This is a genomic window from Acetoanaerobium sticklandii (assembly GCF_000196455.1).
GTDB classification, from domain to species: Bacteria; Bacillota; Clostridia; order Peptostreptococcales; family Filifactoraceae; genus Acetoanaerobium; species Acetoanaerobium sticklandii.
In genome coordinates this window covers 1021244-1047868 of record NC_014614.1, presented here as the reverse complement: position 1 = coordinate 1047868, position 26625 = coordinate 1021244, and the positions used below count along the sequence as shown (strand labels likewise).

General features: G+C 34.4%; 23 protein-coding genes. 3 read left to right on the top strand and 20 right to left on the bottom strand.

What is annotated here, in order from left to right:
* The first annotated feature begins 7 nt into the window (after positions 1–7).
* Complete coding sequence (gene nuoF / locus CLOST_RS04765; protein ID WP_013361126.1) at positions 8–1885, top strand: NADH-quinone oxidoreductase subunit NuoF; 1878 nt, start codon at positions 8–10, stop codon at positions 1883–1885.
* Positions 1886–1902: 17 nt separating this feature from the next.
* On the top strand, positions 1903–3636 hold the full coding sequence (locus CLOST_RS04760; protein WP_013361125.1) for an NADH-dependent [FeFe] hydrogenase, group A6: 1734 nt from the start codon (positions 1903–1905) through the stop codon (positions 3634–3636).
* Between the two features lie 93 nt (positions 3637–3729).
* Here CLOST_RS04760 and CLOST_RS04755 read toward each other — a convergent pair whose 3' ends face one another.
* Both CLOST_RS04755 and CLOST_RS04750 read right to left on the bottom strand, forming a co-directional pair.
* Entirely contained in the window at positions 3730–5835 is a 2106-nt protein-coding gene (locus tag CLOST_RS04755; protein ID WP_013361124.1) for an RNA degradosome polyphosphate kinase, read from the bottom strand.
* Positions 5836–5840: 5 nt separating this feature from the next.
* The gene (locus tag CLOST_RS04750) at positions 5841–7382 is read right to left on the bottom strand and encodes a Ppx/GppA phosphatase family protein (RefSeq protein WP_013361123.1); all 1542 of its coding nucleotides are present in this window, start codon (positions 7380–7382) and stop codon (positions 5841–5843) included.
* Between the two features lie 294 nt (positions 7383–7676).
* On the opposite strand from CLOST_RS04750, the gene ppx reads away from it, so the two are divergent.
* Complete coding sequence (gene ppx, locus CLOST_RS04745; RefSeq protein WP_013361122.1) at positions 7677–9179, top strand: exopolyphosphatase; 1503 nt, start codon at positions 7677–7679, stop codon at positions 9177–9179.
* A gap of 125 nt (positions 9180–9304) precedes the next feature.
* Here the strand turns inward: ppx and CLOST_RS04740 are convergent, their stop codons facing one another.
* From CLOST_RS04740 to CLOST_RS04655, 18 genes are all read right to left on the bottom strand, one after another.
* Positions 9305–10771, bottom strand: a complete 1467-nt coding sequence (locus CLOST_RS04740) for an aldehyde dehydrogenase family protein (protein WP_013361121.1) — start codon at positions 10769–10771, stop codon at positions 9305–9307.
* Between the two features lie 98 nt (positions 10772–10869).
* Positions 10870–12378: a glycoside hydrolase family 26 protein gene (locus tag CLOST_RS04735; RefSeq protein ID WP_013361120.1), complete on the bottom strand. Its 1509-nt coding sequence runs from the start codon at positions 12376–12378 to the stop codon at positions 10870–10872.
* Between the two features lie 24 nt (positions 12379–12402).
* A complete protein-coding gene (locus CLOST_RS04730) occupies positions 12403–13614 on the bottom strand; it encodes a homoserine dehydrogenase (RefSeq protein ID WP_013361119.1) in 1212 nt (403 codons plus the stop codon).
* Between the two features lie 130 nt (positions 13615–13744).
* A complete protein-coding gene (fabZ, locus tag CLOST_RS04725) occupies positions 13745–14167 on the bottom strand; it encodes a 3-hydroxyacyl-ACP dehydratase FabZ (protein WP_013361118.1) in 423 nt (140 codons plus the stop codon).
* Positions 14167–15408 carry a beta-ketoacyl-ACP synthase II gene (fabF, locus tag CLOST_RS04720; RefSeq protein WP_013361117.1) on the bottom strand — a complete coding sequence of 414 codons (1242 nt, stop codon included), beginning with the start codon at positions 15406–15408 and terminating at the stop codon, positions 14167–14169. Before fabF ends, fabZ begins: the two co-directional genes overlap by 1 nt.
* Positions 15409–15429: 21 nt before the next feature.
* The gene (gene fabG / locus CLOST_RS04715; RefSeq protein ID WP_013361116.1) at positions 15430–16164 is read right to left on the bottom strand and encodes a 3-oxoacyl-[acyl-carrier-protein] reductase; all 735 of its coding nucleotides are present in this window, start codon (positions 16162–16164) and stop codon (positions 15430–15432) included.
* On the bottom strand, positions 16118–17104 hold the full coding sequence (gene fabD, locus CLOST_RS04710) for an ACP S-malonyltransferase (RefSeq protein WP_013361115.1): 987 nt from the start codon (positions 17102–17104) through the stop codon (positions 16118–16120). Before fabD ends, fabG begins: the two co-directional genes overlap by 47 nt.
* Positions 17105–17113: 9 nt before the next feature.
* A complete protein-coding gene (fabK, locus tag CLOST_RS04705) occupies positions 17114–18064 on the bottom strand; it encodes an enoyl-[acyl-carrier-protein] reductase FabK (protein ID WP_013361114.1) in 951 nt (316 codons plus the stop codon).
* Positions 18065–18143: 79 nt separating this feature from the next.
* Positions 18144–18371 carry an acyl carrier protein gene (gene acpP / locus CLOST_RS04700; RefSeq protein ID WP_013361113.1) on the bottom strand — a complete coding sequence of 76 codons (228 nt, stop codon included), beginning with the start codon at positions 18369–18371 and terminating at the stop codon, positions 18144–18146.
* Positions 18372–18418: 47 nt separating this feature from the next.
* On the bottom strand, positions 18419–19393 hold the full coding sequence (locus tag CLOST_RS04695; RefSeq protein WP_013361112.1) for a beta-ketoacyl-ACP synthase III: 975 nt from the start codon (positions 19391–19393) through the stop codon (positions 18419–18421).
* 17 nt (positions 19394–19410) lie between these two features.
* Positions 19411–19866 (bottom strand): MarR family winged helix-turn-helix transcriptional regulator, encoded by a 456-nt coding sequence (locus CLOST_RS04690; protein ID WP_013361111.1) that lies wholly within the window; start codon positions 19864–19866, stop codon positions 19411–19413.
* A gap of 64 nt (positions 19867–19930) precedes the next feature.
* Complete coding sequence (locus tag CLOST_RS04685; protein ID WP_013361110.1) at positions 19931–20728, bottom strand: acetyl-CoA carboxylase carboxyltransferase subunit alpha; 798 nt, start codon at positions 20726–20728, stop codon at positions 19931–19933.
* Positions 20728–21579: an acetyl-CoA carboxylase, carboxyltransferase subunit beta gene (gene accD, locus CLOST_RS04680; protein WP_041487361.1), complete on the bottom strand. Its 852-nt coding sequence runs from the start codon at positions 21577–21579 to the stop codon at positions 20728–20730. The genes CLOST_RS04685 and accD overlap by 1 nt, the downstream gene beginning before the upstream one ends.
* A gap of 1 nt (position 21580) precedes the next feature.
* Positions 21581–22927 carry an acetyl-CoA carboxylase biotin carboxylase subunit gene (locus CLOST_RS04675; protein WP_013361108.1) on the bottom strand — a complete coding sequence of 449 codons (1347 nt, stop codon included), beginning with the start codon at positions 22925–22927 and terminating at the stop codon, positions 21581–21583.
* 4 nt (positions 22928–22931) lie between these two features.
* Positions 22932–23384, bottom strand: coding sequence for an acetyl-CoA carboxylase biotin carboxyl carrier protein (gene accB, locus CLOST_RS04670; RefSeq protein WP_049779753.1), 453 nt, complete (start codon positions 23382–23384; stop codon positions 22932–22934).
* A gap of 392 nt (positions 23385–23776) precedes the next feature.
* On the bottom strand, positions 23777–24457 hold the full coding sequence (locus tag CLOST_RS04665; protein WP_041487105.1) for a HesA/MoeB/ThiF family protein: 681 nt from the start codon (positions 24455–24457) through the stop codon (positions 23777–23779).
* Between the two features lie 20 nt (positions 24458–24477).
* Positions 24478–25473 carry a tRNA 5-(aminomethyl)-2-thiouridylate-methyltransferase MnmM gene (mnmM, locus tag CLOST_RS13525; RefSeq protein ID WP_013361105.1) on the bottom strand — a complete coding sequence of 332 codons (996 nt, stop codon included), beginning with the start codon at positions 25471–25473 and terminating at the stop codon, positions 24478–24480.
* An 18-nt stretch (positions 25474–25491) separates the two neighbouring features.
* Positions 25492–26622: a response regulator gene (locus tag CLOST_RS04655; protein WP_013361104.1), complete on the bottom strand. Its 1131-nt coding sequence runs from the start codon at positions 26620–26622 to the stop codon at positions 25492–25494.
* Positions 26623–26625 lie beyond the last annotated feature (3 nt).

Sequence of the window (26625 nt, the reverse complement as noted above, 5' to 3'; positions counted from 1 at the left end):
GACTAACATGAATAAAATTGAATCTTTTAAGGCTCTACTAGATTTACAAGCTGAATACAAGCCAAATTTAAAGCTAAGAACAGATAACATTCAAAATACAGAGTACAGAGAAATCCTAGTGTGCGGTGGAACTGGATGTATGTCCTCTCAAAGTCAAAAACTAATCGATAATCTTAACGCTGAAATAGCAAAAGCAGGTTTATCTGACAAGGTAAACGCTCATATTACAGGATGTTTTGGTTTTTGTGAGCAAGGACCAATTGTAAAAGTATTCCCGGATGATGTGTTTTATGTACAAGTAGCTCCTGAAGATGCAGCTGAGTTAGTTAAAACTCATCTTGTTGACGGAAATAGAGTACATAGACTACTATACCAAGATCCTGATTCACACGAAAAAGTAAACACTCAACACGAGATGTCTTTTTATAAAAAACAAAAACGTATTGCTCTTAGAAACTGTGGTCTTATTAATCCAGAGCTAATCTCTGAGTATATTGCTTGTAGAGGTTATGAGGCAATTGGAAGATGCATTACTGAAAAAACACCTCAAGATGTAATTGATGAAATAAAACTATCTGGCCTAAGAGGAAGAGGCGGCGGAGGTTTTTCTACTGGTCTTAAGTGGGAATTCACGAAAAAGCCTGTATCAGATATTAAATATATAGTATGTAATGCTGACGAGGGAGACCCTGGTGCATTTATGGACCGTTCTATCCTTGAAGGTGACCCTCATAGTATAATCGAAGCTATGGCTGTAGCTGGTTATTCTGTTGGAGCATCAAAAGGATTCGTTTATATTCGTGCTGAGTATCCTCTTGCTATCAAGAGACTCCGTCATGCTATAAATGAAGCTAGAGAGCACGGACTACTTGGAGACAATATAATGGGAACTAGCTTCTCTTTTGATATTGAAATCAAGTATGGCGCAGGAGCTTTCGTATGTGGAGAGGAAACTGCTCTTATCCATTCTATAGAAGGACAACGTGGAGAGCCAACTACAAAACCTCCATTCCCTGCTGAAAGTGGACTTTGGGGCAAGCCTACATGTGTTAATAACGTTGAGACTCTTGCAAACGTACCTGCTATCCTTTTAGAAGGAGCTTCTTGGTTTAACGCAATCGGAAGTGAAACATCAAAAGGAACCAAAGTTTTCGCACTTGCTGGTAAAATTAACAACGTTGGTCTAGTTGAAGTTCCTATGGGAATTACTCTTAGAGAAATCATTTACGAAATAGGTGGCGGAATCAAGGACGGCAAAGAATTTAAAGCTGTTCAAACAGGAGGCCCATCAGGTGGATGTATTACTAAAGACCAATTAGATGTAAAAATAGATTATGAATCATTAGGCGCTATCGGATCTATGATGGGTTCAGGCGGTATGATTGTTATGGACGAAGATAACTGTATGGTTGATATAGCTAAATTCTACTTAGAGTTTACTGTAGAGGAATCATGTGGAAAATGTACTCCATGTCGTGTAGGTAACAAGAGACTTCATGAAATGCTTACTAAGATTTCTGAAGGTAAGGGAACTATGGAAGATCTTGACGCTATGAAAGAGCTCGCTCAAACTATAAAAGATACTTCACTTTGTGGTCTTGGTCAAACTGCTCCAAACCCTGTACTATCTACACTAAATTTCTTTGGCGATGAGTATAGAGCTCACGTTCAAGATAAAATTTGTCCTGCTGGAGCTTGCCAGTCTCTTCTAAAATATATGATTAATGAAGAGAAATGTATCGGATGTACTAAGTGTGCTAAGGTTTGTCCAGTATCATGTATTAGTGGAAAAGTTAAGGAGAAGCATGTAATAGATCAAAATCAATGTATTAAATGTGGTGCTTGTTTTGATGCTTGTCCTGTAAATGCTATTACTAAAGGTTAAGAAGGGGTGATTACGGTATGGTGAATGTTAATATAAATGGAAAAGATATACAGGTTCCTGCAGGTTCTACAATACTTGAAGCCGCTAAAGAACTAAATATCAAAATACCTACTTTATGTCACCTTGATCTTCATGACATAAAGATGGTAAACCAAGCTGCATCTTGTCGTGTGTGCGTGGTTGAAGTTGAAGGAAGAAGAAATCTTGCTCCAGCTTGTGCTACTCCAGTATTTGAAGGAATGAAAATAAAAACAGATACTCAAAAAGCAATCAGAGCTAGAAGAACAGTTGTTGAGCTTTTATTGTCAGATCATCCAAAAGATTGTCTAATCTGCGAAAAGAACACTGATTGTGAGCTTCAATCTCTTGCTGCTGATTTAGGTATAAGAGAAATCAAATACGAAGGCAAAATGTCTGAGTACCCAATTGATAGAAGCAGTTATTCTATAGTTAGAAATATGGATAAATGTATTTTATGTAGAAGATGTGAAACAGTATGTAATGAAGTTCAAACAGTTAACGTATTATCTGCAGTTGGCAGAGGTTTTGATACTGTAGTAGGTACTGCATTTGATTTACCTATTCATGAAACTACGTGTACATTCTGCGGACAATGTCTAGCAGTATGTCCTACAGCTGCTCTTACAGAAGTAAATAACGTTTCTAAAGTATGGGATGCTATAAATAGCAAGAAATATGTTGTAGTGCAAACAGCTCCAGCTGTTAGGGTTGCTCTAGGTGAAGAGTTTGGTATGGAGCCTGGAACTGTAGTTACTGGCAAAATGGCTGCTGCACTTAGAACACTTGGATTTGATAAAGTATTTGACACAGACTTTGCTGCTGACCTTACTATAATGGAAGAAGCATCTGAGTTTGTTCATAGATTAGAGCATGGTGGCAAGCTTCCAATACTTACAAGCTGCTGTCCAGGATGGGTTAAATTCTTTGAGCATCAGTTCAGCGATATGTTAGATATCCCATCAAGCTGTAAATCTCCTCACGAAATGTTTGGAGCTGTTGCTAAAACTTATTTAGCTGAGAAGCTTGATGTTAAGCCAGAGGATATGATTGTTGTATCTGTAATGCCTTGCGTAGCTAAAAAATACGAGTCTGCTAGACCAGAGCTTGGTCATGGTGGAACTAAAGACGTTGATATAGTAATTACTACTAGAGAGCTTGCTCAAATGATTAAAGAAGCTGGTATAAACTTTAATGAATTAGAAGACCAAGACTTTGACAATCCTCTAGGAGAATCAACTGGAGCATCTGTAATATTCGGAACTACTGGTGGAGTTATCGAGGCTGCTCTTAGAACTGCTTATGAGTGGTTAACAAAAGAAACTCTTGAAAACGTTGAATTCGAAGCGCTTAGAGGTCTTGATGGAACTAAAGAAGCTACTGTAAATATCAATGGTCAAGATATCAAAATTGCTGTTACTCATGGACTTGGTAATGCGAGAGCTTTACTTGAAAAAATCCGTGCAGGTGAAGCTGAATATCACGCTATAGAAATCATGGCTTGTCCTGGTGGATGTATCGGTGGAGGCGGACAGCCATATCACCATGGAGACTTATCAATTCTTTCAAGAAGAATTGAAGGTATTTACTCTGAAGATAGAGCAAAAACTATTAGAAAATCTCATGAGAATCCAATGATAAAACAGCTTTATGCTGAATATCTAGGAGAACCATATGGCCATAAAGCTCATGAATTACTTCATACAACTTATACAGCAAGACAAAAAATGTAAGTCCCTTCCCCACAGTTAATTTATTAAACCCACATAAATAAGCTAAAACGCTCATTACCTAAAAGGTAATGAGCGTTTTTATATTGTCTTTATCTACTCTTCATAGGTTCTTGGTTTAAACTCAGTAATTTCATTAAAATTAAATCTATTATCTATCTTATTTTTGATATAATCATAAAAATAGTCTTGAACGTTAAGAGGCTCTTTACCCCTTTTGTCTACTCTGCTATATACCCCTGTACTATGAAGAATTCTAGTTTTGTCAGTATCTGAAAGATATAAATTAATAATATTTTTCACTCTTGCTTTATTACATTCATCCTCTACTGGAAATAGTAGCTCAACTCTTCTATCAAGATTTCTAGGCATAAGGTCGGCACTAGACATAAATATCTTTTCTTGACCAGCATTATAAAAATAAAAGATTCTGCTATGCTCTAGCAACTTCCCCACGATACTCTTTACTTCTATATTTTCACTTACTTGAGGATATTCAGGAACCAAACAGCATATGCCCCTTATAATCAGCTTTATATTTACTCCTGCCTCGGAAGCCTCATATAAAAGTCTAATCATACTTTCATCCACCAGAGAATTCATTTTAAATATTATCTGTCCTCCAAACCCTTCTTTTGCATTTCTTATTTCATTCTTAATTAAATTTTCTATCTTCTTTCTCAATCCCACTGGAGCTATATCTAGCTTTTCAAGTCTTTGGATTTGGCTGAATCCAGATAACATATTAAAAACAGCTGAGGCATCTGCCCCAATATAAGGGTTGCAAGTCATTATTGCTGTATCTGTGTAAAACTTAGCAGTTACATCATTGTAGTTACCTGTCCCCATATGCACATATCTCTTTATCTTATCTTCTTCTCTACGCACTACAAGCAATAGCTTACAATGGGTTTTTAAGCCCACAAGTCCATATATTACATGACATCCAGCTTTTTCAAGCTGTTTAGCCCAAATTATATTATTCTCCTCATCAAATCTCGCTTTTAGCTCTACCAGCACAGTCACCTGCTTGCCGTTTTCTGCCGCCTTTGCAAGAGCTGATATTATTGGTGAATTTCCACTTACCCTATAGAGAGTTTGCTTAATCGCAAGTACATTGTCATCATCAGCTGCTTGTCTTACAAAATCAACAACTGTATCAAAGCTTTCAAAAGGATGATGAAGCATAATATCTCTTTCACTTATAGCTTCAAAAATATCGTTATTTTGAACTGTGATAGAAGGAAGTGGTATCTGATTTTCAAATTTTAAATCTTGGTAGCCTTTTAAATTATAAAACTTCATAAGAAAAGTAAGATCTAAAGGTCCACCGATTCTATACATTCCACCTTCAAAAGCCTCTGATTCTTCTAAAATATAATCAATTATCTCTTGAGAGGTATTTTTTTCGTACTCTAATCTTACAGCATTACCCCACTTGCGTTTTTTTATAGACTGCTCTATTTCTTCAAGCAAATCCTCTGCTCCATCTTCATCAATAGAAAGGTCAGCATTTCTTGTAATTCTATAACATGCCATGTCCAGAATCTCATGCCCTATAAACAGCATATCCATATGAATTTTAATAATATCTTCAAGTAGAATAAATTCTTTTTTATCATTCTCACAAGGAAGAAGAATAAACCTATCTAGCACAGATGGAACCTGAACTGTTGCAAACACTGGTTCTATATCTTCATTTCCTCTAAGTAAAATAGCAATGTTCAAACTCTTATTTAATATTAGTGGAAATGGTCTTGATTTATCAACTACCATTGGAGTAAGAACAGGGTATATTTGATTAAAAAAATATTTTTCTACAAAATTCCTCTGCTCGTCCGTTAAATTCTTAGGTCTTTTGAAATATATATCTTCTTTTTTAAGTGCTGGAATAAGTGACCTAAGATAGGTGTTGTATTTTTCAGATACTAGTTCGTGTACTCTGAGAGTAATTCTATCTAGCTGTTCCTTTGGAAGCAGTCCAGCTGAATCTTTCTTACTGTATCCTGCTATTATTTGGTCATTTAAGGATGCTACCCTAACCATAAAAAATTCATCTAAATTAGAAGCAGTAATAGCCAGAAATTTTAGCCTTTCAAATAATGGATTTTTTAAATCCTGAGCTTCTTCAAGCACTCTTGTATTAAATTCCAGCCAGCTTAATTCCCTGTTAAAAAAAGGATAGACTGTATTATTTGTCATTTTCTTCACCCTTTAACTTTTAGAATTGGTCTATATCCTGTTACATCTTCAAAAAAATCTGCTTTTTTCATAAAATACCATTTTTCGAGAGGAATATCATCCTTTGCATGAGCTGTTATTATTAGATTGGTGTCCTTAACCTTTATATCTATGGATTTAATTTTTCTTTTATGTGTTATATCCATAGCATCACAAAGCTTTAATATGCTTGATAGCTTACTTATTTTTATTCTATTCTCATAAGGCAAAATCTGATAAGAGTCTATACTCTTTGGATTCTCTTCATTATGAAATCTAGCCGTATGAGCTATTATATTTAAATCACTATCGCTTATTCCCATTATGTCCTGAGCTTTTATAATACTGTATGAATGCTCAATGTGTTCGTTGAGATTGATATACTTGCCTATATCATGAAGAAGCGCTGCAATCTCAAGCAAAAATCTATCGTTAGAACCAAGCTCATGAATCTTTTTTGTTTTATCAAAAATTTTTATAGCCATTTCTCTTACATGAAGAGCATGGGAATCATCTATTCTGTAACGCCTACCAAGATAAGCCACCGAGCTTAATATATCGTTTAAAAATTCTTCTTTACGCTTTGTATTATATATATTATCAGCCATATCTGCTAAAATACCATGCCTTAAGGACACTCTTGGAGCATATATCCCATCTGCCTGAGTAAGGTCTACAAATTTTTTAAATATAACTAAAGTTGGAAGCACCATTTCTGCTTGTTTTTCTGAGATTTGCATATATTGTGCTACCTCATAGGTATTCATCTGTTTTATCTTTTTGTATAAGTCAGTCAGATTCTCTTTTGAAACAAATTTTATAGATTTTTCTTTATCAGTTTTCTTTGATATTTTATATATCTCAGTAAATTCTCCACCAATTCCTATGAAATTTGATAGATTATAGGGCTTTATTCTGTCTTTTAATATATAAATATTGCTCTCAATATAGTCTTCAATCACAGAGGCAAAATCCAAAGTAATTTTTTCTAAATCAGCTAAAGTTTCCATTACTCTAAGCGATCCAATTTTTACATACTCTGTAAACTGTAGTTTAGAATCATAATAAAGACTTACTTCCACCCCGCCTGAACCTATATCTACAATCAAAACTCCAGCTTGCTTAATATTACTAAAATCAGGCAAATAATCTTCTATAGCTTTATATGTGAGGAGTCTTTCCTGCGCATTGTTAATTATCTCTAAGCTAAGTCCGCTTGATATTCTTATCTGCTCAAGCACATAATCACAATTTGCTGATTCTCTTATTCCACTTGTCGAAACTGCTCTATATTCTGTTACTCGATAGTCAAGCATTAGCTTTTTAAAATTTTTTAGTATTTTACATGCCTCTTTTATAGTTTCAATGCTTATTTTTCCATAATTATATGTATCCTTCCCAATGTCAATCGGCTTTTTTACTTCGTCTATTATATTGATTCCAGTGCTTTCTCCTATTTCAGCTATAATCATTCTAATTGTGTTCGAACCCACATCTATAGCTGAAACCAGCTTAGTGCTCTTTCCCATTTAATCCACTCCTACATTTATATTGCTATTTCTATTATACAGGCAACACGTATACTATTTGTTAAGCAATGATTAATTAATCTTATACCCAATAATTTTATGTAGTTAAAGCAAAAATACATCTTTTATATATATTTCTAATTAAGTGAAGGCAGAGCTTTGTTTTGTGGTATCATTTATAGTAAGAATTCTGCTCATTAATACAATTAAAGATTGATAATTGGTCTCAGACATTTTGTTGTATTCATAATAAAGCTAGACTAAATACAACAATAATTAGGAGGTGAAATTTTTATGGATACTATAGGAATCATAGATATGGGTTCAAACTCTGTGAGATTAATACTAGTGAGAGTCTTTAAGGACTTGTCATTTAGACTTATGGATGAACATAAGGAATCCATTCGTTTAGGAGATGGAATAGATCAATATTCTAACCTAAAGGAAGATAAAATTCAAGATGCACTAAAAACCATGAAAATGTTTAAAAGATTATGCGATGCTCAAAATGCAACTAAAATTATTGCTGTTGCAACTGCTGCAGTTAGAAAAGCCAATAATGGCCAAGAGCTTATAGATAGAATTTATGATGAAACTAATATAGATATGAAGGTAATAAGCGGAAAAGACGAAGCTTACTTTGATTATCTAGCAGTTTCCCATTCTGTATTTTCAAAAGATGGATTAATTTTAGATATAGGCGGAGGAAGTTTTGAGCTTGTGCTTATGAAAAACAGAGAGCTTATAGAGTCCGTAAGTATCCCTATGGGCTCAATAGATTTTGCTCAAAAATTTAAAATTAAAGACCCTCTTACAAAAGATGAAGAAAAGAAAATGATGAAGTTTATATCAGACAAGCTAAAAGAAGTTCCATGGCTTAAATCTGCGAAAAATTTACCTCTTATAGGAGTCGGTGGAACACTTCGTAACATTGGTAAGATTAACATGTTAAAACGAAATTACCCCATCGATATTCTCCATAATTATGAAGTTAAAACTGATGAGGTTTTTGAAATATACGATGAACTCAAAGCAATGGATTATGAATCAAAAAAATCATATCCAGGGCTATCATCAGATAGAGCAGATATCTTTATAGGCTCCCTTGGTCTTGTTTCAGCCATTATGAAGCAGATTAACAGCGATAAATTGATAGTAAGTGGTAAGGGCGTAAGAGAAGGCTTGTTTTACAACTATCTGCTTGAAAAAAATGTATATGTAGATAACCCTCTAATGCTATCACTTGAAAACACTACTAAGATTATGGGGCTAGACCTCGTGCATTCATATCAGGTTAGAAAGCTTACTAAACGTCTTTTTGATTTATTAAAACCTGTTCATAAGATAACTGATGATATAGGCAACATAATAGACACTTCATCACTACTTCATGATGCAGGAATAATAATAAACTACTATAACCACCATAGAAATTCATTCTTCGTAATACTTAATTCTCAAGTAAATGGATTGTCCCATAAGGAACTTTTGATGAGTGCTTATACAGCTTCCATGCATAGAAAAAATAAAGCATTAGAAAATTACTCCAGATACAAACTTTTGCTAGATTCAGAGGATGTACAAAAAATAAAAAAAATAGCTATCTTTCTCAGAATTGCTGAGAGTCTTGATAAAAGTATGAGCTGTATAGTTTCTGATTTAGAAATAGAAATCAAAAAAGACAAAGTTATAATTAAAGTTATTTCTAAAGACAATCCAGAAGTAGAGCTCAATGATGCGAGAACTGCTATGTCTGCATTCAAGAAGCTTTATAAACTTGACCTAATTATTGAGTAGAAAATGTTTATTATAATCTTAACTCAAAAGCAATCCAAGATTATTCACTTGGTATGATAACATTTATGTAACCAAAATAAAAACTAGGATATAACCAATTGGTTAAGTCCTAGTTTTTTTAACTTTTAAGAATAAAGCATTTTGACCATCTTCTTAAATAAATTCATTTTATTTTTTGAGTAAGGAAACCATTGAATCTCTTTGTTCTTTATTCCAGTGTCTTCTACGATTCCCACTTCATTTACAAAAGATAGCAGCCCTTCTTTTCCATGATAGCGTCCCATTCCACTTGCTTTAACTCCCCCAAATGGAAGTGCCATATTTGCAACAGGAACTATAACTTCATTTATAGCTATTACTCCAGCATTAAGCTTAGAGGAAACTCTAGACGCTTTGTTTGCATCTGAAGTAAATATGCTAGCTCCTAGTCCGTAAATACTGTCATTTGCAAGCTCTACAGCTTCATCCTCGTATCTGAATTTCATCACTGGAAGAACTGGTCCAAAAGTCTCTTCTCTCATCACTAGCATGTCGTGATTTACACCGCTAAGCAAAACTGGAGAAATAAATTTATTATTATCTATCATTTCTGCTTTTGTATAGAGCTCTGCACCCTTAAGCTTAGCATCCTCAATATGAGATTTTACTATGCTAACTTGGTTATCACTAGTCATGCAACCAAGATCTGCATAAGGCTCTGTCCCTTGCCATAGCTCACCAATCTTAGCTTTTACTAATGATAGAAACTCATCATATATTTCTTCTTGTACATAGGCTCTTTCTACAGATAGGCATACCTGACCAGAGTTTGTAAAGGCTCCCCAGACAGCAGCGCTTGAAGCTCTCTCTAAGTTTGCATCCTTAAATACTATCATAGGATCCTTGCCACCTAGCTCTAGTTCCACAGGAATCAGATGTTCACTTGCCTGTTTTAATATTTTTTTCCCTGTAGCTGTAGAGCCAGTAAAAAATATTTTGTTAGGTTTTAAATCTATTAATTTTTCTCCAAGTCCTGAGTTGCTATTAGCATAAACTACCTGAACTATTTTTTTCGGAAAATTTAAGGCAGTAAACATTCTTTCAATAAGCTTTCCAACGGCAAGAGTTTCAAAAGAAGGCTTTAATATTACACTATTTCCAGCTATCAGTGCTGAAATTACTGGCACCATAGATAGATTAAACGGAAAGTTCCAAGGTGATATAACAAGCACCGTACCTAGTGGTCTATATTCTACATAGCTTTTTTTCGGCTTAAAATATAGCGGACTAGATACTTTTTTTGTAGATAAAGTATCCTCTGCAGTTTTCTCATAGTATTTTATTGCTTCTATCACCGATAGAACCTCCGATGTATAAGCTTCTATGACAGGCTTTCCTGTAGCTTTTGATATTTCTCTGCTAAGCTCATCTCCCATTTCTACTAAATACTTTCTAAGAGACTGCATATATTTCAATCTTTCCTTTAAAGATAAATGTGACCATATTCTAAATGCATCAGCTGAATCTTTATAGATAGCTTCTAAATCATCGGGCTTTGTTGAGTTTATAGTTGCTATTATTTCAGAGTTTATTGGACTTTTACATTCTATCATTGCTCTCACTCCTACATTTATTTTCTTTACTATCTATTCCCGAATTGCTTATGCTATAAACATTTTATCTCACACTTAAAAGCAAGCTTTTAGAAACTTTACTTTTTAATTCTAGTCAATCCATTTTTTACAGCTTCAATTACTGTGGCTGATTCATCTATTTTGTATATTCTAGCTGGATTGCCTTTGGTATCCCAATCAACTCCACTCCACCAAATGGCAAGTTTAATTCTGTCATATTTGTTAATCTTAGTAAACATATCTTGAATCCAAGCTGGTTTATCTCCACCATGTGAGCTAGAACCAAATTCTGTAATCATAAGTGGTTGGGAGAATCTATTTGCATATTCATAATATATTTCATCGTAGATTCTTTCAAAGCTTCTCCAGCTTTCTCCTTTATAGTAATTTCCTGTATTATATCCTGTTAATCCAACTACATCCACATACTCATCCCCTGGATAATATGACATGTAGTGATTCCAAGCAAAGTTTGGAAAGCTTCTTTCATTGGGATTCCATACAAAAATAGCATTATCTACTCCATTTGCTTTGAACAAATCATAAATATATCTATATAGCTCGACATATAAATCTGCATCTTTTCCATAATGATATGCACTGTATTTGCACCAGTCTCCGTTCATCTCATTGTTCAGTCTAAATAAAACAGGATAATTAATAGATTTTAAATCATTGGCGTAGGTAATAAAATACTGGTCATATTCTCCATTTAAAATCTTATAGGTTATATCCTCCTGTGAGCCTTGCTCCTTTGTAGTTTGCATAGTAAGCTCAACTACCTTATTATTTAGTTTTGCCGTAAGCATCTCATTTTTAGGGAATTTTTCATCCATATGCTGATACCTTACAATAACAGGAAAATCATAATCTAACTTTGTTTGTAATTGCTTTAGATATGAAAAATCATATGGAGCAGTTGGTTCAAAAATACCGAACTTCAAATTACTCTTTTGAGCAAATGTCTCATCGTAAAATACTTTAGCCTCTTTACTCATAGGTCTAGTTATAGTTTTCGTAGCTTTATAAGCTGGCATAGCTGAGCTTGAGGATGTAAATTCAAAAGTGCTAGCAATTGCTTCAAAATCAGATATTGGCTTGTTTGACTTCATTATTATAGTGTATACCTTTTTATTTGTCCTAGGTATTTCTACGCAGGCATAATAGTTTTTATCATTTTTTATTTTGGATAGCTTTGGCCTAGTATAGTAAATCAAATGTGATTTAATTCCACTTACTTTAATGTCCCTTGATTTGCTTACAGAAAACAAAGGATTGTTATAAAGGCTTTTATTCCCATAATTTTTATAAGTTGCAAAACTATCAAGCTCATTTGTAAAATCATCATAATAAACATCAATAGTCGTATCAGCATTTACAAATCTAGTTCTTATATCCATTGCAGATTCGTCAATCTTCATATCTTGATAAACATGAAGGCTGTACCCTAAAGCATGATTTTCATATTGATTGGTGTACTCATTAAGCGATACTACTGTGGATGCTGACTCGGCAGATGCCTCAATTGGCAGTAAGGTAAGCCCTAGGATTAATGCTAATCCTAATAATGTCAAATTCTTTTTCATGGTTCCTCCTAGATTATCTCTATATTATAGAAGCTCGCTTGGAATTAAAGCATCATCAAGTCTAGCAATAAAATAGTTTTGATTAGCTACATTTATTTCATCAGCATAATTTTTAATCTCTGATGAAGTAATTTTCTCAGCAATAAAAGCTCCTTTGTGTAAATTTATTAAATTATAAGATGAAAGCTTTGCTTTTAATTCTTCTATTTTATTTGTATCATTTAATCTCACATAATAGTCTGCTAAAATTGGATTTACTTTTGTGCTAGAAAAATCAACTGCTAGGTGCTCAATAGCCTCGTGGTTATATATATCTAAAAGATCACTCACTACTGCATTTGCAGTTGCATATCTTCCAGCTCCTTCTCCATAAAAGCTCACTTCGCTTAGGTTATCTCCTTTTGCCATACCAATATTATATTCATCAGACACTTGGGCAAAAATGGAGTTTTGTTTTAAAATAACTGGCTCTACAGCAGCCTTATAATTATTATTTTCATAATTAGACTTGGCTATTAGTTTTATGTCGCATCCTGCTTTTTTTGCTATATCCATATCTTGCTTTTCAATATGTCTGATTCCATTTATTTGAATATGCTCAAGTGGAAGGTGCTTTTTAAAAATTGTACTAGAAAGCACTGAAATCTTTCTTGCCATATCAGTACCATCGATATCATCTGAAGGGTCTTGCTCAGCATAGCCTTTTTCTTGAGCTTGCTTTAATACATCTGCAAACTCCAAGCCTTCTTTTGACATTTTACTCAAAATAAAATTGCTAGTTCCATTTAAAATCCCCGAAATCTCATAAAAATTATTTATTCTAGCATTTTGCTTTAAAGGCTTAATAAGAGGTATTCCTCCACCTACGCTTGCTTCATATAAAAGTGCTGCGTTATTGTTTTTAGCTAGAGCTAAAAATTCCTCCATGTGCTTGGCTAGAACTGCTTTATTGGCAGTAACTACATGCTTGCCTTGTGATAATGCGTACTTTATATATTCATAGGGCTTATCAATTCCGCCCATAACCTCTACTACAGTATCAATCTCAGGATCGTTTAATATTTCGTAAGGATCTAAGGTCAAATTCAGGCCTTGCTCTTCATAAGAGATATATTTGCTTTTATTTCTAACTAGAGCAGTTTTAACTTTAATATCATATTCTTGAAACTTAGTGGTGGATAGAATATCCCATACTCCTCCGCCAACTGTACCTAAACCTAAAATGCCTATCTTCATCTCAAACCTCCTGATCATAGTATTAAATTCTACTTTATACTATACAATATAAACACTATAATTTAAACAAAAAATCCCTTTATAACTATTAAATATTAAATTAATATCTAAAGTTAAAAGGGATTTATTTTTAGCCGATAGCAAACATTAGTTCAGCTTCTACTGCAACCTTGTCTCCTATTTTTGCTATAGCGCTTCCTATTCCTATAGAAGCCTTTGATTTTATAATCTCAACCTCAAGAGTAAGCACATCTCCAGGTTTTACTTTTGTCTTAAATCTAGCCTTATTTATTCCTGCAAAATAAGCTGTCTTACCTTTATTTGCATCTACGCTTAAAATACACACCGCTCCAGCTTGAGCCAGTGCTTCAATTATAAGCACTCCAGGCATTACATGTTCCTGTGGAAAATGACCTTGAAAATAATATTCTGAAGCCGTAACTGCTTTTAGTCCCACTGCCTTTTTGCCAGGCTCGAGTTCTAATATCTTATCCACTAATAAAAATGGATATCTATGTGGGATAATTTCTTGTATTTGATTGCTATCTAACATTATTTACCCTCCCATTTTTTGAAAAGAAGGCTGGCATTATGACCTCCAAAACCTAGAGAGTTAGAAAGAGCATATTTTACGTCAACTACTCTTTTTTCTCCTTTAACATAATCTAAATCACATTCTTCATCTGGAGTAACAAGTCCTACAGTAGGATGAACAATGCCTTCCTTAAGAGACATTATACTAGCTATAGCCTCTACAGCTCCTGCTGCTCCAAGCAAATGACCAGTCATTGACTTAGTAGAGTTAATAACCATATCCTTGCTATGCTCACCAAATACACGCTTTATAGCTGCTGTTTCTATTTTATCATTGTAAGGAGTGCTTGTTCCATGAGCATTTATGTAGATTACTTCTTCCGGCTTAACATCAGCATCTTCTAATGCATTGCTCATAGCTCTAGCTCCACCTTCTCCTGATGGTTCTGGTGATGTAATGTGATAAGCGTCACTAGAACAGCCGTAACCTACGATTTCTCCGTAGATGTCAGCTCCTCTTTGCTGAGCATGCTCTAAAGATTCAAGCACTAGTACTCCAGCTCCTTCACCCATTACAAATCCATCTCTGTCCTTATCAAAAGGAATAGATGCTCTTTTAGGGTCAGTAGATGTACTTAGAGCTGTCATAGATGCAAATCCTGCTATAGCAAGAGGTGTAATTGAAGCTTCAGCTCCACCTGCAAATACTATATCTTGATTTCCTGACTGAATCAACCTAAATCCTTCACCAATAGCATTAGTAGCTGAAGCACATGCTGTTACAACAGAAGTACAAATTCCTTTTAGACCTATTGTAATTGCAACGTTTCCAGCTGCCATGTTAGAAATAGCCATAGGAATAAAAAGAGGCGATACTCTATCTGGTCCACTATTTAACAATTTAGTTTGTTCCGCTTCAATAGTAGCTAGACCACCTATTCCACTTCCAATAACTGCTCCTGCTCTATTTTTATCTATTTTATCCATATCCAGTTTGCTATGTGTAAGTGCTTCTTTAGCTGCTACAATTGCAAACTGCGAAAATCTATCTAAGCGCTTTGCTTCTTTTCTTCCTATAAGCTCTGATGGATTAAAGTCTTTAACTTCACCAGCTGTTTTAGCTTTGAAATCAGATGGATCAAAGGCTTTGATTATATCAATTCCACATTTTCCTTCTAATAGAGCATTCCAATAATCATTTAGATTATTGCCAACTGGATTTATGGTCCCCATACCTGTAATTACAACTCTTTTTTGCATACGTGCCTCCCATATTATAGATTAATACATAACCATTCCGCCATCTACATTGATTACTTGTCCTGTAATATATCCTGTTTCATCATTTGCTAAAAATTTCACTAGATTTGCTACATCCTTAGATTCGCCTATTTTTCTCATAGGTATTGATGATTTAATGTTATCTTTTATTTCATCTGTAAGCTTATCTGTCATATCAGATTTTATAAATCCAGGAGCTATAGCATTTACTGTAACTGAGTAAGGAGCCATTTCCCTAGCTGCTGACTTTGTTAGTCCAATAACTCCAGCCTTTGATGCTGCATAGTTTGCTTGTCCTACATTTCCAATTAGACCTATTACAGAAGAAATATTTACTATTCTTCCAAATTTTTGCTTCATCATTAATCTGCTTGCATGTCTGATGCAGTTAAATGTTCCTTTTAAATTGATGTCAATAACCTTGCTAAAATCTTCTTCTGACATTCTAACCAGTAGCTTGTCATTTGTGATTCCTGCATTATTTACTAATAAATCAATTTTTCCAGTCTCAGAAGCTGCAAAATCTATTAGAGCTTTTGCTTCATCAAAATTGCTTATATCTGCTTTAAAAGTATATGCTTTAGTTGTTTTGTTTATTTCTTCTACCATCTGAGCTAGACTGTCGTTTTCTGTTCTATAGTTTATTACTATTTCAAATCCGTCCTTAGCTAGCTCGAAAGCTATTTGCTTACCCAATCCCTTGGTCGCTCCAGTTATCACTGCTGTTTTTGCCATAGCCAAGTTCCTCCAATCTATTTATAGTTTCCTCAAAGGAAATCATATTTTCAATATTAAAAGTATTTACATCCTTGTTTATTTTCTTAATAAACCCACTTAAGGTTTTGCCTGGTCCTATTTCTACAAAGGTATCAATTCCATTTTCTATCATCATTTTTATTGAGTCTTCCCAGTGTACTGAGCTCATTACTTGCCTTACGAGAATATCCTTGATTTGACTTTCATGGTTTATAACGCCTGCATCTACATTTGTAACTACAGGAATCTCCATAGGTCTGATATTTACATTTTCTAACTCTCCTGAAAGCTGAAAAGCTGCACTTTCAAGCATAGACGTGTGAAAAGGTGCACTTACCTTCAGTCTCATAGCTCTCTTTGCTCCATGAGCTTTAGCAATCTCACAGGCTTTATCAACTGCTTCAATTTCTCCGCCAATTACAGTTTGTCCAGGGCAGTTAAAATTACTAGGCTCCACGATTCCAAACGAAGCTGCCTCTTTGCATACCTCTATAGTCTGCTCTTTAGTAAGTCCCATTATCGCAGCCATAGTTCCTACTCCAGGCGGTACTGCCTCTTGCATATACTTTCCTCTTTTTTGAACTAGTTTTACTGCATCTTTAAAATCTAAGCTATTCGCACAGACATGAGCGCTATATTCACCTAAACTAAGTCCTGCTACCATATCTGGAAAATCTATTTTTTCTTTCACCGCTTCTAGTATAGCCGAGGTAACTGTTAGGATAGCTGGTTGAGTAATTTCCGTCATAGAAAGTTCCTCTTCTGATCCGCTAAAGCATATCTCGCTTAAACCAAAGCCCAGTGATTCATCCGCTAGTTTAAATATATTTCTTGAGGATTCAAAGTTATCGAAGAAATCCTTACCCATACCTGTATACTGAGCTCCTTGGCCAGCAAATACAAATGCTATCTTATTCATATTATCCTCCTATAAAAGTCCTAATTTCTTTCCGGTTTTACCGTACAGCTCTTTTGATTCATCCATAATCTCTAGAATAATTTCTTTTGCAGTTTGCTCTTTCTTAATAAGTCCAGCTACCTGCCCAGCCATAATAGAGCCTTGCTCCATATCTCCTTCTATAGCCGCTTTATATAAAGCTCCTGCTCCTAGCTCTTCTAAAACAGCAGGATCCACATTTTCTTTTTCTAATGTTTTAAACTTTCTTGTAAGTTTGTTTTTTAGCACTCTAACTGGATGTCCTGTACTTCTTCCAGTAACTTCCGTATCAGTATCCTTCGAATCCAAAATTCTCATTTTATAATTTTCATGAACATTGCATTCTTTTGCAACTAAGAATCTTGTTCCTATTTGAAGGGCTGAAGCTCCTAGCATAAATGCCGCTAGTGCACCTCTGCCATCAGCTATTCCTCCTGCTGCTATTACAGGTATGCTTACTGCATCAACCACCTGTGGCATAAGAGCCATTGTATTAATTTCACCAACGTGTCCTCCAGCTTCTCCACCTTCAGCTACAAGGGCATCTACCCCTATTCTTTCCATTCTTTTTGCAAGAGCAACTGATGGAACAACTGGGATTATAGTTATCCCTGCTTTTTTCCACATCTCTACATATTTACCAGGATTTCCTGCACCTGTAATTACAACTTTTACTTCTTCTTCACAAACTGCCTGAGCAATTTCTTCTACATATGGGCTAAGTAGCATTACATTTACTGCAAAAGGTTTATCTGTTGCTTCTTTTACTTTTCTAATTTGATCTACTACCCAATCCTTTGGAGCATTTCCAGCTGCAATAACGCCTAAACCTCCAGCTTCTGATACAGCAGAACATAAGCTCCAATCTGAAATCCAAGCCATTCCACCTTGAATTATCGGATACTGTATACCAAGCAATTCACAAATCTCAGTTTTTATCATATTCCCTCCTAGAAATATGGCCTAGATTCAATATAAATTTTCTAAAGACTCTCTAGGTATAGAGAGTCTTTTAGTAGGCCTATTTTTGTGAGTCGATGTATTTTACAATGTCATCAACAGTTTTGATTTTAGCTGTTTCTTCATCAGCTATTTCAATTGAAAATTCGTCTTCTAAAGCCATTACTATTTCTACTACATCTAGTGAATCTGCTCCAAGATCTTCTTGAAGTGAGTTAGCAAGCTGAATTTCGTCTACAGATACCTCTAATTGTTTTGATAAAATTTCCTTTACTTTTTCAAATGTCATTTTAAATTCCTCCATTTTTTTTAATTTATATAGCAAGTCCTAATATTTTAACCTTGCCAATTTATCAGTACGCTTCCCCAAGTGAGGCCGCCACCAAAACCAACTAATATTATTTTCTGTCCTTTTTTCAGCATTCCTTTTCTGTTCATCTCATCTAGAGCGAGAGGAATAGTTGCTGAGGAAGTATTTCCATATTCATCTAGGTTCATATAAAACTTCTCTATCGGTATATTCATTTTTTGCGCTACAGATTCTGTGATTCTGTAATTCGCTTGATGTGGTACTATATAATCTATATCTTCAAGACTCATATTTGCTTCTTCAAGTACTGCATTTATACATTTTGGCATAATTTGAACTGCAAACTTAAATATCTCTCTGCCGTTCATGCTTATAACGCTGTTTTTATTTTCTGACTTAGCTATCAGGTTGTTTACTTGAAGTGCAGGCAGTACTAGACTTCCTTTTACATCTCCACTACTTCCTGAAAAACTAGCTTTAATTCCATATTCTTCGTTTTTAGCTAATATAGCTGCCCCTGCTCCATCAGCAAATATAACGCAGGTGTTTCTGTCTTCCCAGTCTAGAGCTTTAGAAAGAACTTCTGAGCCTATTACTAAAGCATATTTCATATTGCTTCCTTGCAAGAATTTATCTGCTATTTGAAGCCCATATATAAAACCGCTACAAGCCGCTGATATATCAAAGCTAGTTGCGTTAACTGCACCTATAGCTGATTGAACTATGCAAGCTACTGATGGAGTAAAAGTGTCTGGTGTAATAGTTCCAAGTATTACAAGTCCTATATCCTCTGGATTAATTTTTGCCATCTCTATAGCTCTTTGAGCTGCTTTTATTGCTAGCTGAGAAGTATCTTCTCCTTTTGAAAGTCTTCTGGCTTTTATACCAGTCCTTTCAGTTATCCACTCATCACTTGTATCTACAAACTGGCTTATATAATTATTGTCAATTATATTTTCAGGAATATAGCTTCCTGTTCCTATAATGGAAGTATAGCTCATATACTCCCCCTTTCCTTCTAATCAGAACTGTTCATATAATTACTTTGAAAAAACTCTTTTAACTTTTCTAAAGAACCAAGAAGTGCTTTATCTTCTTCCAAATTCAAATCGATAAGCATTTTTGCTACCATTTCCATATGAAAATCTTCATGAATTTTGTAAACTTCTTGACCTTTATCCGTGAGTTTAATTAGCACTATTCTTCTGTCTTTCTCATCTTGCAGTCTTTGTACATAACCTTTTTTTACTAATCTATTTACTGATGTTGTAAGAGTTCCAAGCGTAATCTTCAAGATTTCAGCTGTTTCAGACATAGTCTTAACATCTTCATAGCCTATGGCTTCAAGTGTATGCATTTCATTCATAGATAAATCTATTATTCCTCTATCCTTTAGAGCTTGTTCTTCTATATCTAAGATATTCTTGAACAAATCTACCAGTATATCATTAATTAATTTCATTGGGTTTGACATGATTTCACCATCCTAATAAATTGTTATATACATATCTTACCCATAGAAACGCAATTTTGGAACTCTATATTGAAAATTCTCCGATATTTCTATATTTATTAAGTCTCTTTTCTAATAGAGTATCTCTTTGAATACCTTCAATTTTAGAAAGTCCCATTAACAATTTTGACCTAATAAGCTCTGCAGTTTTTGAAGGATTATCATGAGCACCTTTTCCAGGTTCTTTGATTATTTTATCTACAATTCCAAACTGCTTTAAGTCTTCTGCTGTCAGCTTCATCATTGAAGCCGCTTCACTGCTTCTAGAAGAATCCTTCCAAAGAATACTTGCAAACCCTTCTGGCGATAAGACTGAGTATATAGCATTTTCTAACATCCAAATTTCATCTGTAACTCCAAGGGCAAGAGCCCCTCCGCTTCCACCTTCACCTATAACTATAGATATAGTTGGAACCTTTAGCCCAGCCATTTCTATCAAGCAAGTTGCAATAGCTTCACCTTGGCCTCTTTCTTCTGCTCCTAGTCCACAGTAAGCTCCAGGAGTATCTATAAAGGTTACGATGCTTCTACCAAATTTTTCTGCTTGCTTCATGAGTCTAAGAGCTTTTCTGTACCCTTCAGGGCTTGGCATACCAAAATTCCTATAAATATTTTCTTTAGTATCTCTACCTTTTTGATGACCTATTACCGTTACACTTTTGCCATTTAGAGAAGCTATTCCCCCAACTATTGCTGGATCGTCCTTAAAGCATCTATCTCCATGGAGTTCTATAAAATCGTCAAATATATGCTTTATGTAATCTAAGGTAGTAGGCCTTTTTTTATGCCTAGCTAGATTAACTCTATCCATTGCTGATTTCATTAAGCCTCTTTCCTTTCTTTATGAAAGAAGATCAGTTTCGAAAGTACAGTTTTAAGATCTTTTCTTTCTACTATTTTATCTACAAAGCCTTTTTCTTTTAAGAATTCTGCACTTTGAAACCCTTCTGGAAGTCTTTGCCTGATAGTCTGTTCTATAACTCTAGGACCTGCAAATCCAATAAGCGCTTTAGGCTCTGCTAAAATAATATCTCCTAGCATTGCAAAGCTCGCTGTTACTCCTCCAGTTGTCGGATGAGTAAGTACAGTTATATATAGTAGTCCTTCTTCTTTATGTCTGCCAAGAGCTGCACTTGTTTTAGCCATTTGCATAAGTGAAAAAATACTCTCTTGCATTCTCGCTCCACCTGAGGCACAAAATATAACTAGTGGATATCTTAGCTCAATAGATTTTTCAACTGCTCTAGTTATTTTCTCTCCTACAGCACTTCCCATACTTCCCATCATATATCTTGAATCCATAACAGCTAAAACCACATCTTCAGTGTTAATCTTTGCTATGCCAGTTATCACAGCTTCCTTTAATCCAGTTTTTAGAGTTGATGTCTTGGTCTTTCTTTCATAATCAGGAAAATCTATTGGATTTAAGCTTTGAATATTCTCATCTAACTCTATGAAGATCTCATTATCCGTTATAAGCTCAATTCTGTCCCAAGCACTAAGCGGCATATGGTATCCACATGATGGACATACCTGCTTTGTCTCTTCTAAATCATTGGCATATATATTGGATTTACATGAACCGCATTTTATCCACATTCCTTCTGGAATATTCATAACTGCATCTTTTTTTAACTTTGCATATTGTGTTTTTTTAAAGAGTTGTTCAAAAATGTTAATCAACCCCCATGCTATTTTCTATAAAACCAGTATCATACAATCCTGATTTGTAAACATTGTTTTCCATTATCTGAAAATGATAATCTACATTTGTAATAACTCCATCAACAACAAACTCGCCTAAAGCTCTTTTCATTTTCATGATTGCTTCATCTCTTGTAGTTGCGTATACTATTAGCTTTGCTAGCATTGAATCGTAGTGTGGCGGTACGCTATAGCCTTGATATAAAAACGAATCCACTCTGACGCCATTTCCACCTGGTATATGAAGGCTGTTTATCTTTCCTGGCGAAGGTCTAAATCCATTAGAAGCATCTTCGGCATTTATCCTGCATTCTATCGCATGACCTAATATCTTTACATCAGCTTGAGCGTACTGCATTTTATGTCCTGCTGCAATTAATACCTGCTGCTTTACTATATCTATACCAGTTACCATCTCAGTAACAGGATGTTCTACTTGAATTCTAGTATTCATCTCCATAAAATAGTAATTCCCATCTTTGTCTAGAAGAAATTCTATAGTTCCTGCATTTTCATACCCTACAGCTTTTGCTGCAGCTACGGCATCATTTCCTATAGCTTCTCTAAGCTCGTCACTAATTACTATACAAGGTGCTTCTTCTACCATCTTTTGATTCTTTCTTTGGACTGAGCAATCTCTTTCACCTAGGTGAATTACATTCCCAAATTTATCTGCTAGAAGCTGAACTTCCACGTGCTTTGGATTTACAATTACCTTTTCTATATAAAGGCCATCATCTCCAAAAGCATTTTTCGCTTCAGTTGCTGCATTTTTAAATGCATTTTCAAAGTCTTTTTCTGAAGTAGCCATTCTCATACCCTTGCCACCACCACCAGCAGCAGCTTTTATCATAACAGGGTATCCAATATCATTTGCTATTTTATGACCCTCACTTATTTCCTTAACAATTCCATCTGAGCCTGGGATTACGGGAATTTTTTGAGCTTTCATCATTTCTTTAGCTCTAGATTTGTCTCCCATTTTATTTATGGTTTGCCAAGATGGTCCTATAAAAGTCAAATTGCATTCCTCACACATCTTTGCAAACTTTGCGTTCTCTGATAAAAATCCAAATCCTGGGTGAATAGCTTGAGCTCCAGTAGTCAGAGCAGCACTTAATATATTCATGCTGTTTAAGTAGCTATCCTTAGATTTAGCTGGACCAATACATACAGCTTCATCTGCAAGCTGAACATGAAGGCTGTCTTTATCTGCTTCAGAATATACTGCTACACTGGCGATTCCCATTTCTCTAAGGGTCCTGATTACTCTTACAGCAATCTCTCCTCTGTTAGCTATGAGCACTTTAGTAAACATAATTCTAAACTCCCTCTATGAGAAATAGCGGCTGCCCAAACTCAACTGCTGATTCATTTGCTACTAATATCTCAACTATTTTTCCATCTAGCTCAGCTTCTATCTCGTTCATCATCTTCATAGCTTCAATGATACATAGGACATCGCCTTTTTTGACTGTATCTCCTACTTTGACATAGGCTGGTGAATCTGGAGATGGACTACTGTAAAAAGTTCCTACGATTGGTGATTTTACTTCTTTGCCATTAAGAGATTTAGTTACTTTCTCTTCCGGCTTTGATTCTATATGTATCTGTACTTGGTCTTTTGTTTCTTCAACGGCTGGCGTTGATGTCATCTGAACAAATGCGCCTTGCTTTTTAAGCTTTATTTCCATTCCTGGAATCTTAAGCTCTATATCACTAAGTCCAGCGCTATTCATTAACATAGCCAATTCTTTTATCTCGTTTATTTGCATAATTCCTCCAAAATATATAGTTTGATTATGAAATAGTTTGATTATCAAATCATTTTATATTCAAACTATATAACATTAGATATCCTTTGTCAAATATTTTTTTGAAACATAAAAACTGCAAGAAAAAAAGCACCAAGGTTGTGAGCTAACATCAACCCTAATGCTTTTAAGTATGTATGAGTAAAAACTCATGCGCTAGGAAAATCCTAACGAATAAAAAGATTATATCAAATCTAATCAAAGAGTACAATATTATTTTTACAAATAAATTAAATTTTTATGGAAAATTCACTCAATTTAATTTTTTTATTGGTATAAACTATGTAATATTGAGACCATAAGATTTTTATTTCATATCATCATGCTCTTTTGTTCCCTTTAAAAAATACATTTTATTTAGTTTTAATTACCTCTATGTCGTTTGTATAAAGATCTATAATCATAAAGGAATTTCTAAGCAAATCTCCTCTGTTTAAAAGTAATTTTATTACTTCACTCACTTGAATCGAAGCTACAAGTGCTGGGGTAAACGATGGATTTCCTAGCTCTTTTTCTATACCCTTTTTAATATCCTTAGGATATAGTATGTCTAGAGTAGTGTCATTTGGATAAATTGTTGCAACCTGACCGTACCAACCAGCAATTGCTCCATGAACTAGAGGAAGGTTTAGCTCTGTACAGACCTTAGCTATATATTTCCTCAAATCAATGGAATCAAGAGCATCCACTATTACATCGTGATTGGCAATTATTTTCATCGCATTTGAAGAGTCTACAAATTCGTAGACTGGAATAACCTTAGTTAGAGGATTGATTCCCTTTACTCTTTTTTCAGCTTCTAGAGCTTTCGAGCTTCCTAAGTTGTTCATTGAACTAAAAAGCTGTCTATTTAAATTTGTTTCATCAAAAACATCTCCATCCACTAAAGTTAGGCTCCCAACTCCAATCCTAGAAAGCATTTCTACAATATAGCCCCCAAGACCTCCTAGGCCTAATACGCAGACCTTTTTTTGAGACAAAAGTATAATTTCTTCATCTGACATTAGATTTTTATTTCGCGAATATCTTAGCATTTCTCCCTCCAAAAAACTGACTATTTTAATGATAAAGGCTCTATTTCATCCCCTAAGCAGATTTCTCCTTCCACTATAACTCTAGCAAATAAAGCTTGAGTATATAACGGACATCGTTTATTTTCCTTTCTAATAAGGCAGTCTTCAAAGCATTCTTTTCCTATCTGAGTTATTTCTAAAACAGCATCTGCTATTTTAAGCTGCTGAGAAACTTTCAAACTCATTATTTCCAGATTATCAAACCTTATATTTTCAGAGAATCGATTTACGCATAGGCCCATTTTATAATCCTGCAAACTAGATTTTGTACTTTGGCTTAGTAGACTTATCTGTCTTAACGTTCTGCCTGCATGGATATCGTCCACTATCCCGCAATCACTTGATAACTTTAGAGTTTTTACTGATTCACGTGGCAAGTCCTTGGATTTCTTTATCATAAGCTTTGTAATTAGGCCTGATTCAGTTTTTATCTTTTGGCAGATGAATAGTTTTGGAGCTCTTTCATTTTGATTCTCTGGATTTATAAAAATAACTTTATATGCTTTCGAGTTTAAATTTTTCATAAATTCTCTTACAGCATTAAATTCCTGAAAGTCATCATGTCCTACATAGGAAGCTATAGCTAAAACTCCTTCTAGTTTTAAGAGAGCTAAAGCCTTATTAAGTGCTTTTATAGTAACATCTGCTTTTGTGTAGGTCTCATGGTTTCCACCAGGAAGATATCCTAGATTAAAAATAGCAGCTGAAATAGTATCCTTTACATATATATTTAGATTTTCATGAGAATCTAAAATAAAATCAATCTGTAGATATTTGCTTTGCAATCTTTCTTTACAAGCCTCTACCGCATCCGAGTCTATATCAAAAGCGTAAACTCTGCCTTGCTCACCTACTATTTGAGCTAAAAATTCTGCATCATTGCCATTTCCAAGAGTCGCATCGACTACTTTATCTCCAGATTTTATATATTCTTTAAGTATATATTTTGAGAGCTCTGTTATTTGTGTTATTATCATTTTTTATCCCTTCATTATTTAATTCATGACTTTCATTTTTAATGTGTCTATAATTTGCTCAAAGTCACTTTCTTCCTTACCAAAATACTCTAATATGCCTCTCCAGTCAAAACCTTGAATCTCTCTATTATGAAATATTGAATTTATATAGTTTGATAATGCGATAAGATAAACTAAGTCTTTATTTGTTACATTTGGATTATATGGATCGTTGTGATACAAAGCACATTCAATTAAATCAGAAGGCATCCCCCATAAATTAAGTATGGCCGCCCCTAACTTTTCATGTGAAATTTCTTTAGCTTTGAGAAGGTTAGAATATTCAAAATGCATTAGCTGACCTATATCAAACAAAAGAGCTATAAGCTTGTACTCCTGAGAAATTGCTTTATCAAATAGATGTTTGTAAAGTCTAATAATTATTTCCTTATTATTCATCATATAAGACCAAAAGATTTGTAAATCTGAACTCTCAACCATGTTTAAAACTAAATTTTTATCATTTAAATAATCCTCTAGGATTTTATTGATTTGGTCTTTAGTGAGATTTTTTATAGCTTTTGATAATGTAGATGGCTTTAGCACAGCATTTAGAGAATTAGCAATATGAATAAATCTAAGTGCTAGGGCAGGGTCATTGCAAAGTATTGAATATAGCTTCTCATCATCCTCGTCAAATGGATAACCTGATTTTATCATTTTTAATGTATTTGGATGAATTGGTAGTATATCAATACTTCCCACGACTTCCATTATATCTTCATTAATAGCTATAGTTCTTGCACTTTTTAGCTTATTTAGAAGCGATATAAGCTTATCATTGTCCCATGGCTTGTACATATATGAATGGGCTATAGAATTTTTTATAATATTAAAAATAAAATTTCCATCGACATGACCGCTTAATACAATTCTAGAAGTAGTAGGAAAATTATCCTTAATGTAGGTTAGAAGCTTTATTCCATCCATATCTGGCATCTTTATATCGCAAATTATTATGTCATAGGGATTGTCATTAAATGCTTTAATTGCTTCAAATGCAGAGGCTAAATAATCCATTTCTAAATCAATCTCGAATGTCATTCGTCTAATTGCCCTTAAAATCTCTTTTTCATCATCCACTACTAATATTCTAACTTTGCTTTTCACATT

What these genes read in the sequence shown, in the direction of transcription:
- nuoF (WP_013361126.1), top strand. Translation starts at nt 8, where the DNA reads ATGAATAAAATTGAATCTTTTAAGGCTCTACTAGATTTACAAGCTGAA.
- CLOST_RS04760 (WP_013361125.1), top strand. Translation starts at nt 1,903, where the DNA reads ATGGTGAATGTTAATATAAATGGAAAAGATATACAGGTTCCTGCAGGT.
- CLOST_RS04755 (WP_013361124.1), bottom strand. Translation starts at nt 5,835, where the DNA reads ATGACAAATAATACAGTCTATCCTTTTTTTAACAGGGAATTAAGCTGG.
- CLOST_RS04750 (WP_013361123.1), bottom strand. Translation starts at nt 7,382, where the DNA reads ATGGGAAAGAGCACTAAGCTGGTTTCAGCTATAGATGTGGGTTCGAAC.
- ppx (WP_013361122.1), top strand. Translation starts at nt 7,677, where the DNA reads ATGGATACTATAGGAATCATAGATATGGGTTCAAACTCTGTGAGATTA.
- CLOST_RS04740 (WP_013361121.1), bottom strand. Translation starts at nt 10,771, where the DNA reads ATGATAGAATGTAAAAGTCCAATAAACTCTGAAATAATAGCAACTATA.
- CLOST_RS04735 (WP_013361120.1), bottom strand. Translation starts at nt 12,378, where the DNA reads ATGAAAAAGAATTTGACATTATTAGGATTAGCATTAATCCTAGGGCTT.
- CLOST_RS04730 (WP_013361119.1), bottom strand. Translation starts at nt 13,614, where the DNA reads ATGAAGATAGGCATTTTAGGTTTAGGTACAGTTGGCGGAGGAGTATGG.
- fabZ (WP_013361118.1), bottom strand. Translation starts at nt 14,167, where the DNA reads ATGTTAGATAGCAATCAAATACAAGAAATTATCCCACATAGATATCCA.
- fabF (WP_013361117.1), bottom strand. Translation starts at nt 15,408, where the DNA reads ATGCAAAAAAGAGTTGTAATTACAGGTATGGGGACCATAAATCCAGTT.
- fabG (WP_013361116.1), bottom strand. Translation starts at nt 16,164, where the DNA reads ATGGCAAAAACAGCAGTGATAACTGGAGCGACCAAGGGATTGGGTAAG.
- fabD (WP_013361115.1), bottom strand. Translation starts at nt 17,104, where the DNA reads ATGAATAAGATAGCATTTGTATTTGCTGGCCAAGGAGCTCAGTATACA.
- fabK (WP_013361114.1), bottom strand. Translation starts at nt 18,064, where the DNA reads ATGATAAAAACTGAGATTTGTGAATTGCTTGGTATACAGTATCCGATA.
- acpP (WP_013361113.1), bottom strand. Translation starts at nt 18,371, where the DNA reads ATGACATTTGAAAAAGTAAAGGAAATTTTATCAAAACAATTAGAGGTA.
- CLOST_RS04695 (WP_013361112.1), bottom strand. Translation starts at nt 19,393, where the DNA reads ATGAGCTATACTTCCATTATAGGAACAGGAAGCTATATTCCTGAAAAT.
- CLOST_RS04690 (WP_013361111.1), bottom strand. Translation starts at nt 19,866, where the DNA reads ATGTCAAACCCAATGAAATTAATTAATGATATACTGGTAGATTTGTTC.
- CLOST_RS04685 (WP_013361110.1), bottom strand. Translation starts at nt 20,728, where the DNA reads ATGAAATCAGCAATGGATAGAGTTAATCTAGCTAGGCATAAAAAAAGG.
- CLOST_RS04675 (WP_013361108.1), bottom strand. Translation starts at nt 22,927, where the DNA reads ATGTTTACTAAAGTGCTCATAGCTAACAGAGGAGAGATTGCTGTAAGA.
- accB (WP_049779753.1), bottom strand. Translation starts at nt 23,384, where the DNA reads ATGCAAATAAACGAGATAAAAGAATTGGCTATGTTAATGAATAGCGCT.
- CLOST_RS04665 (WP_041487105.1), bottom strand. Translation starts at nt 24,457, where the DNA reads ATGCTAAGATATTCGCGAAATAAAAATCTAATGTCAGATGAAGAAATT.
- mnmM (WP_013361105.1), bottom strand. Translation starts at nt 25,473, where the DNA reads ATGATAATAACACAAATAACAGAGCTCTCAAAATATATACTTAAAGAA.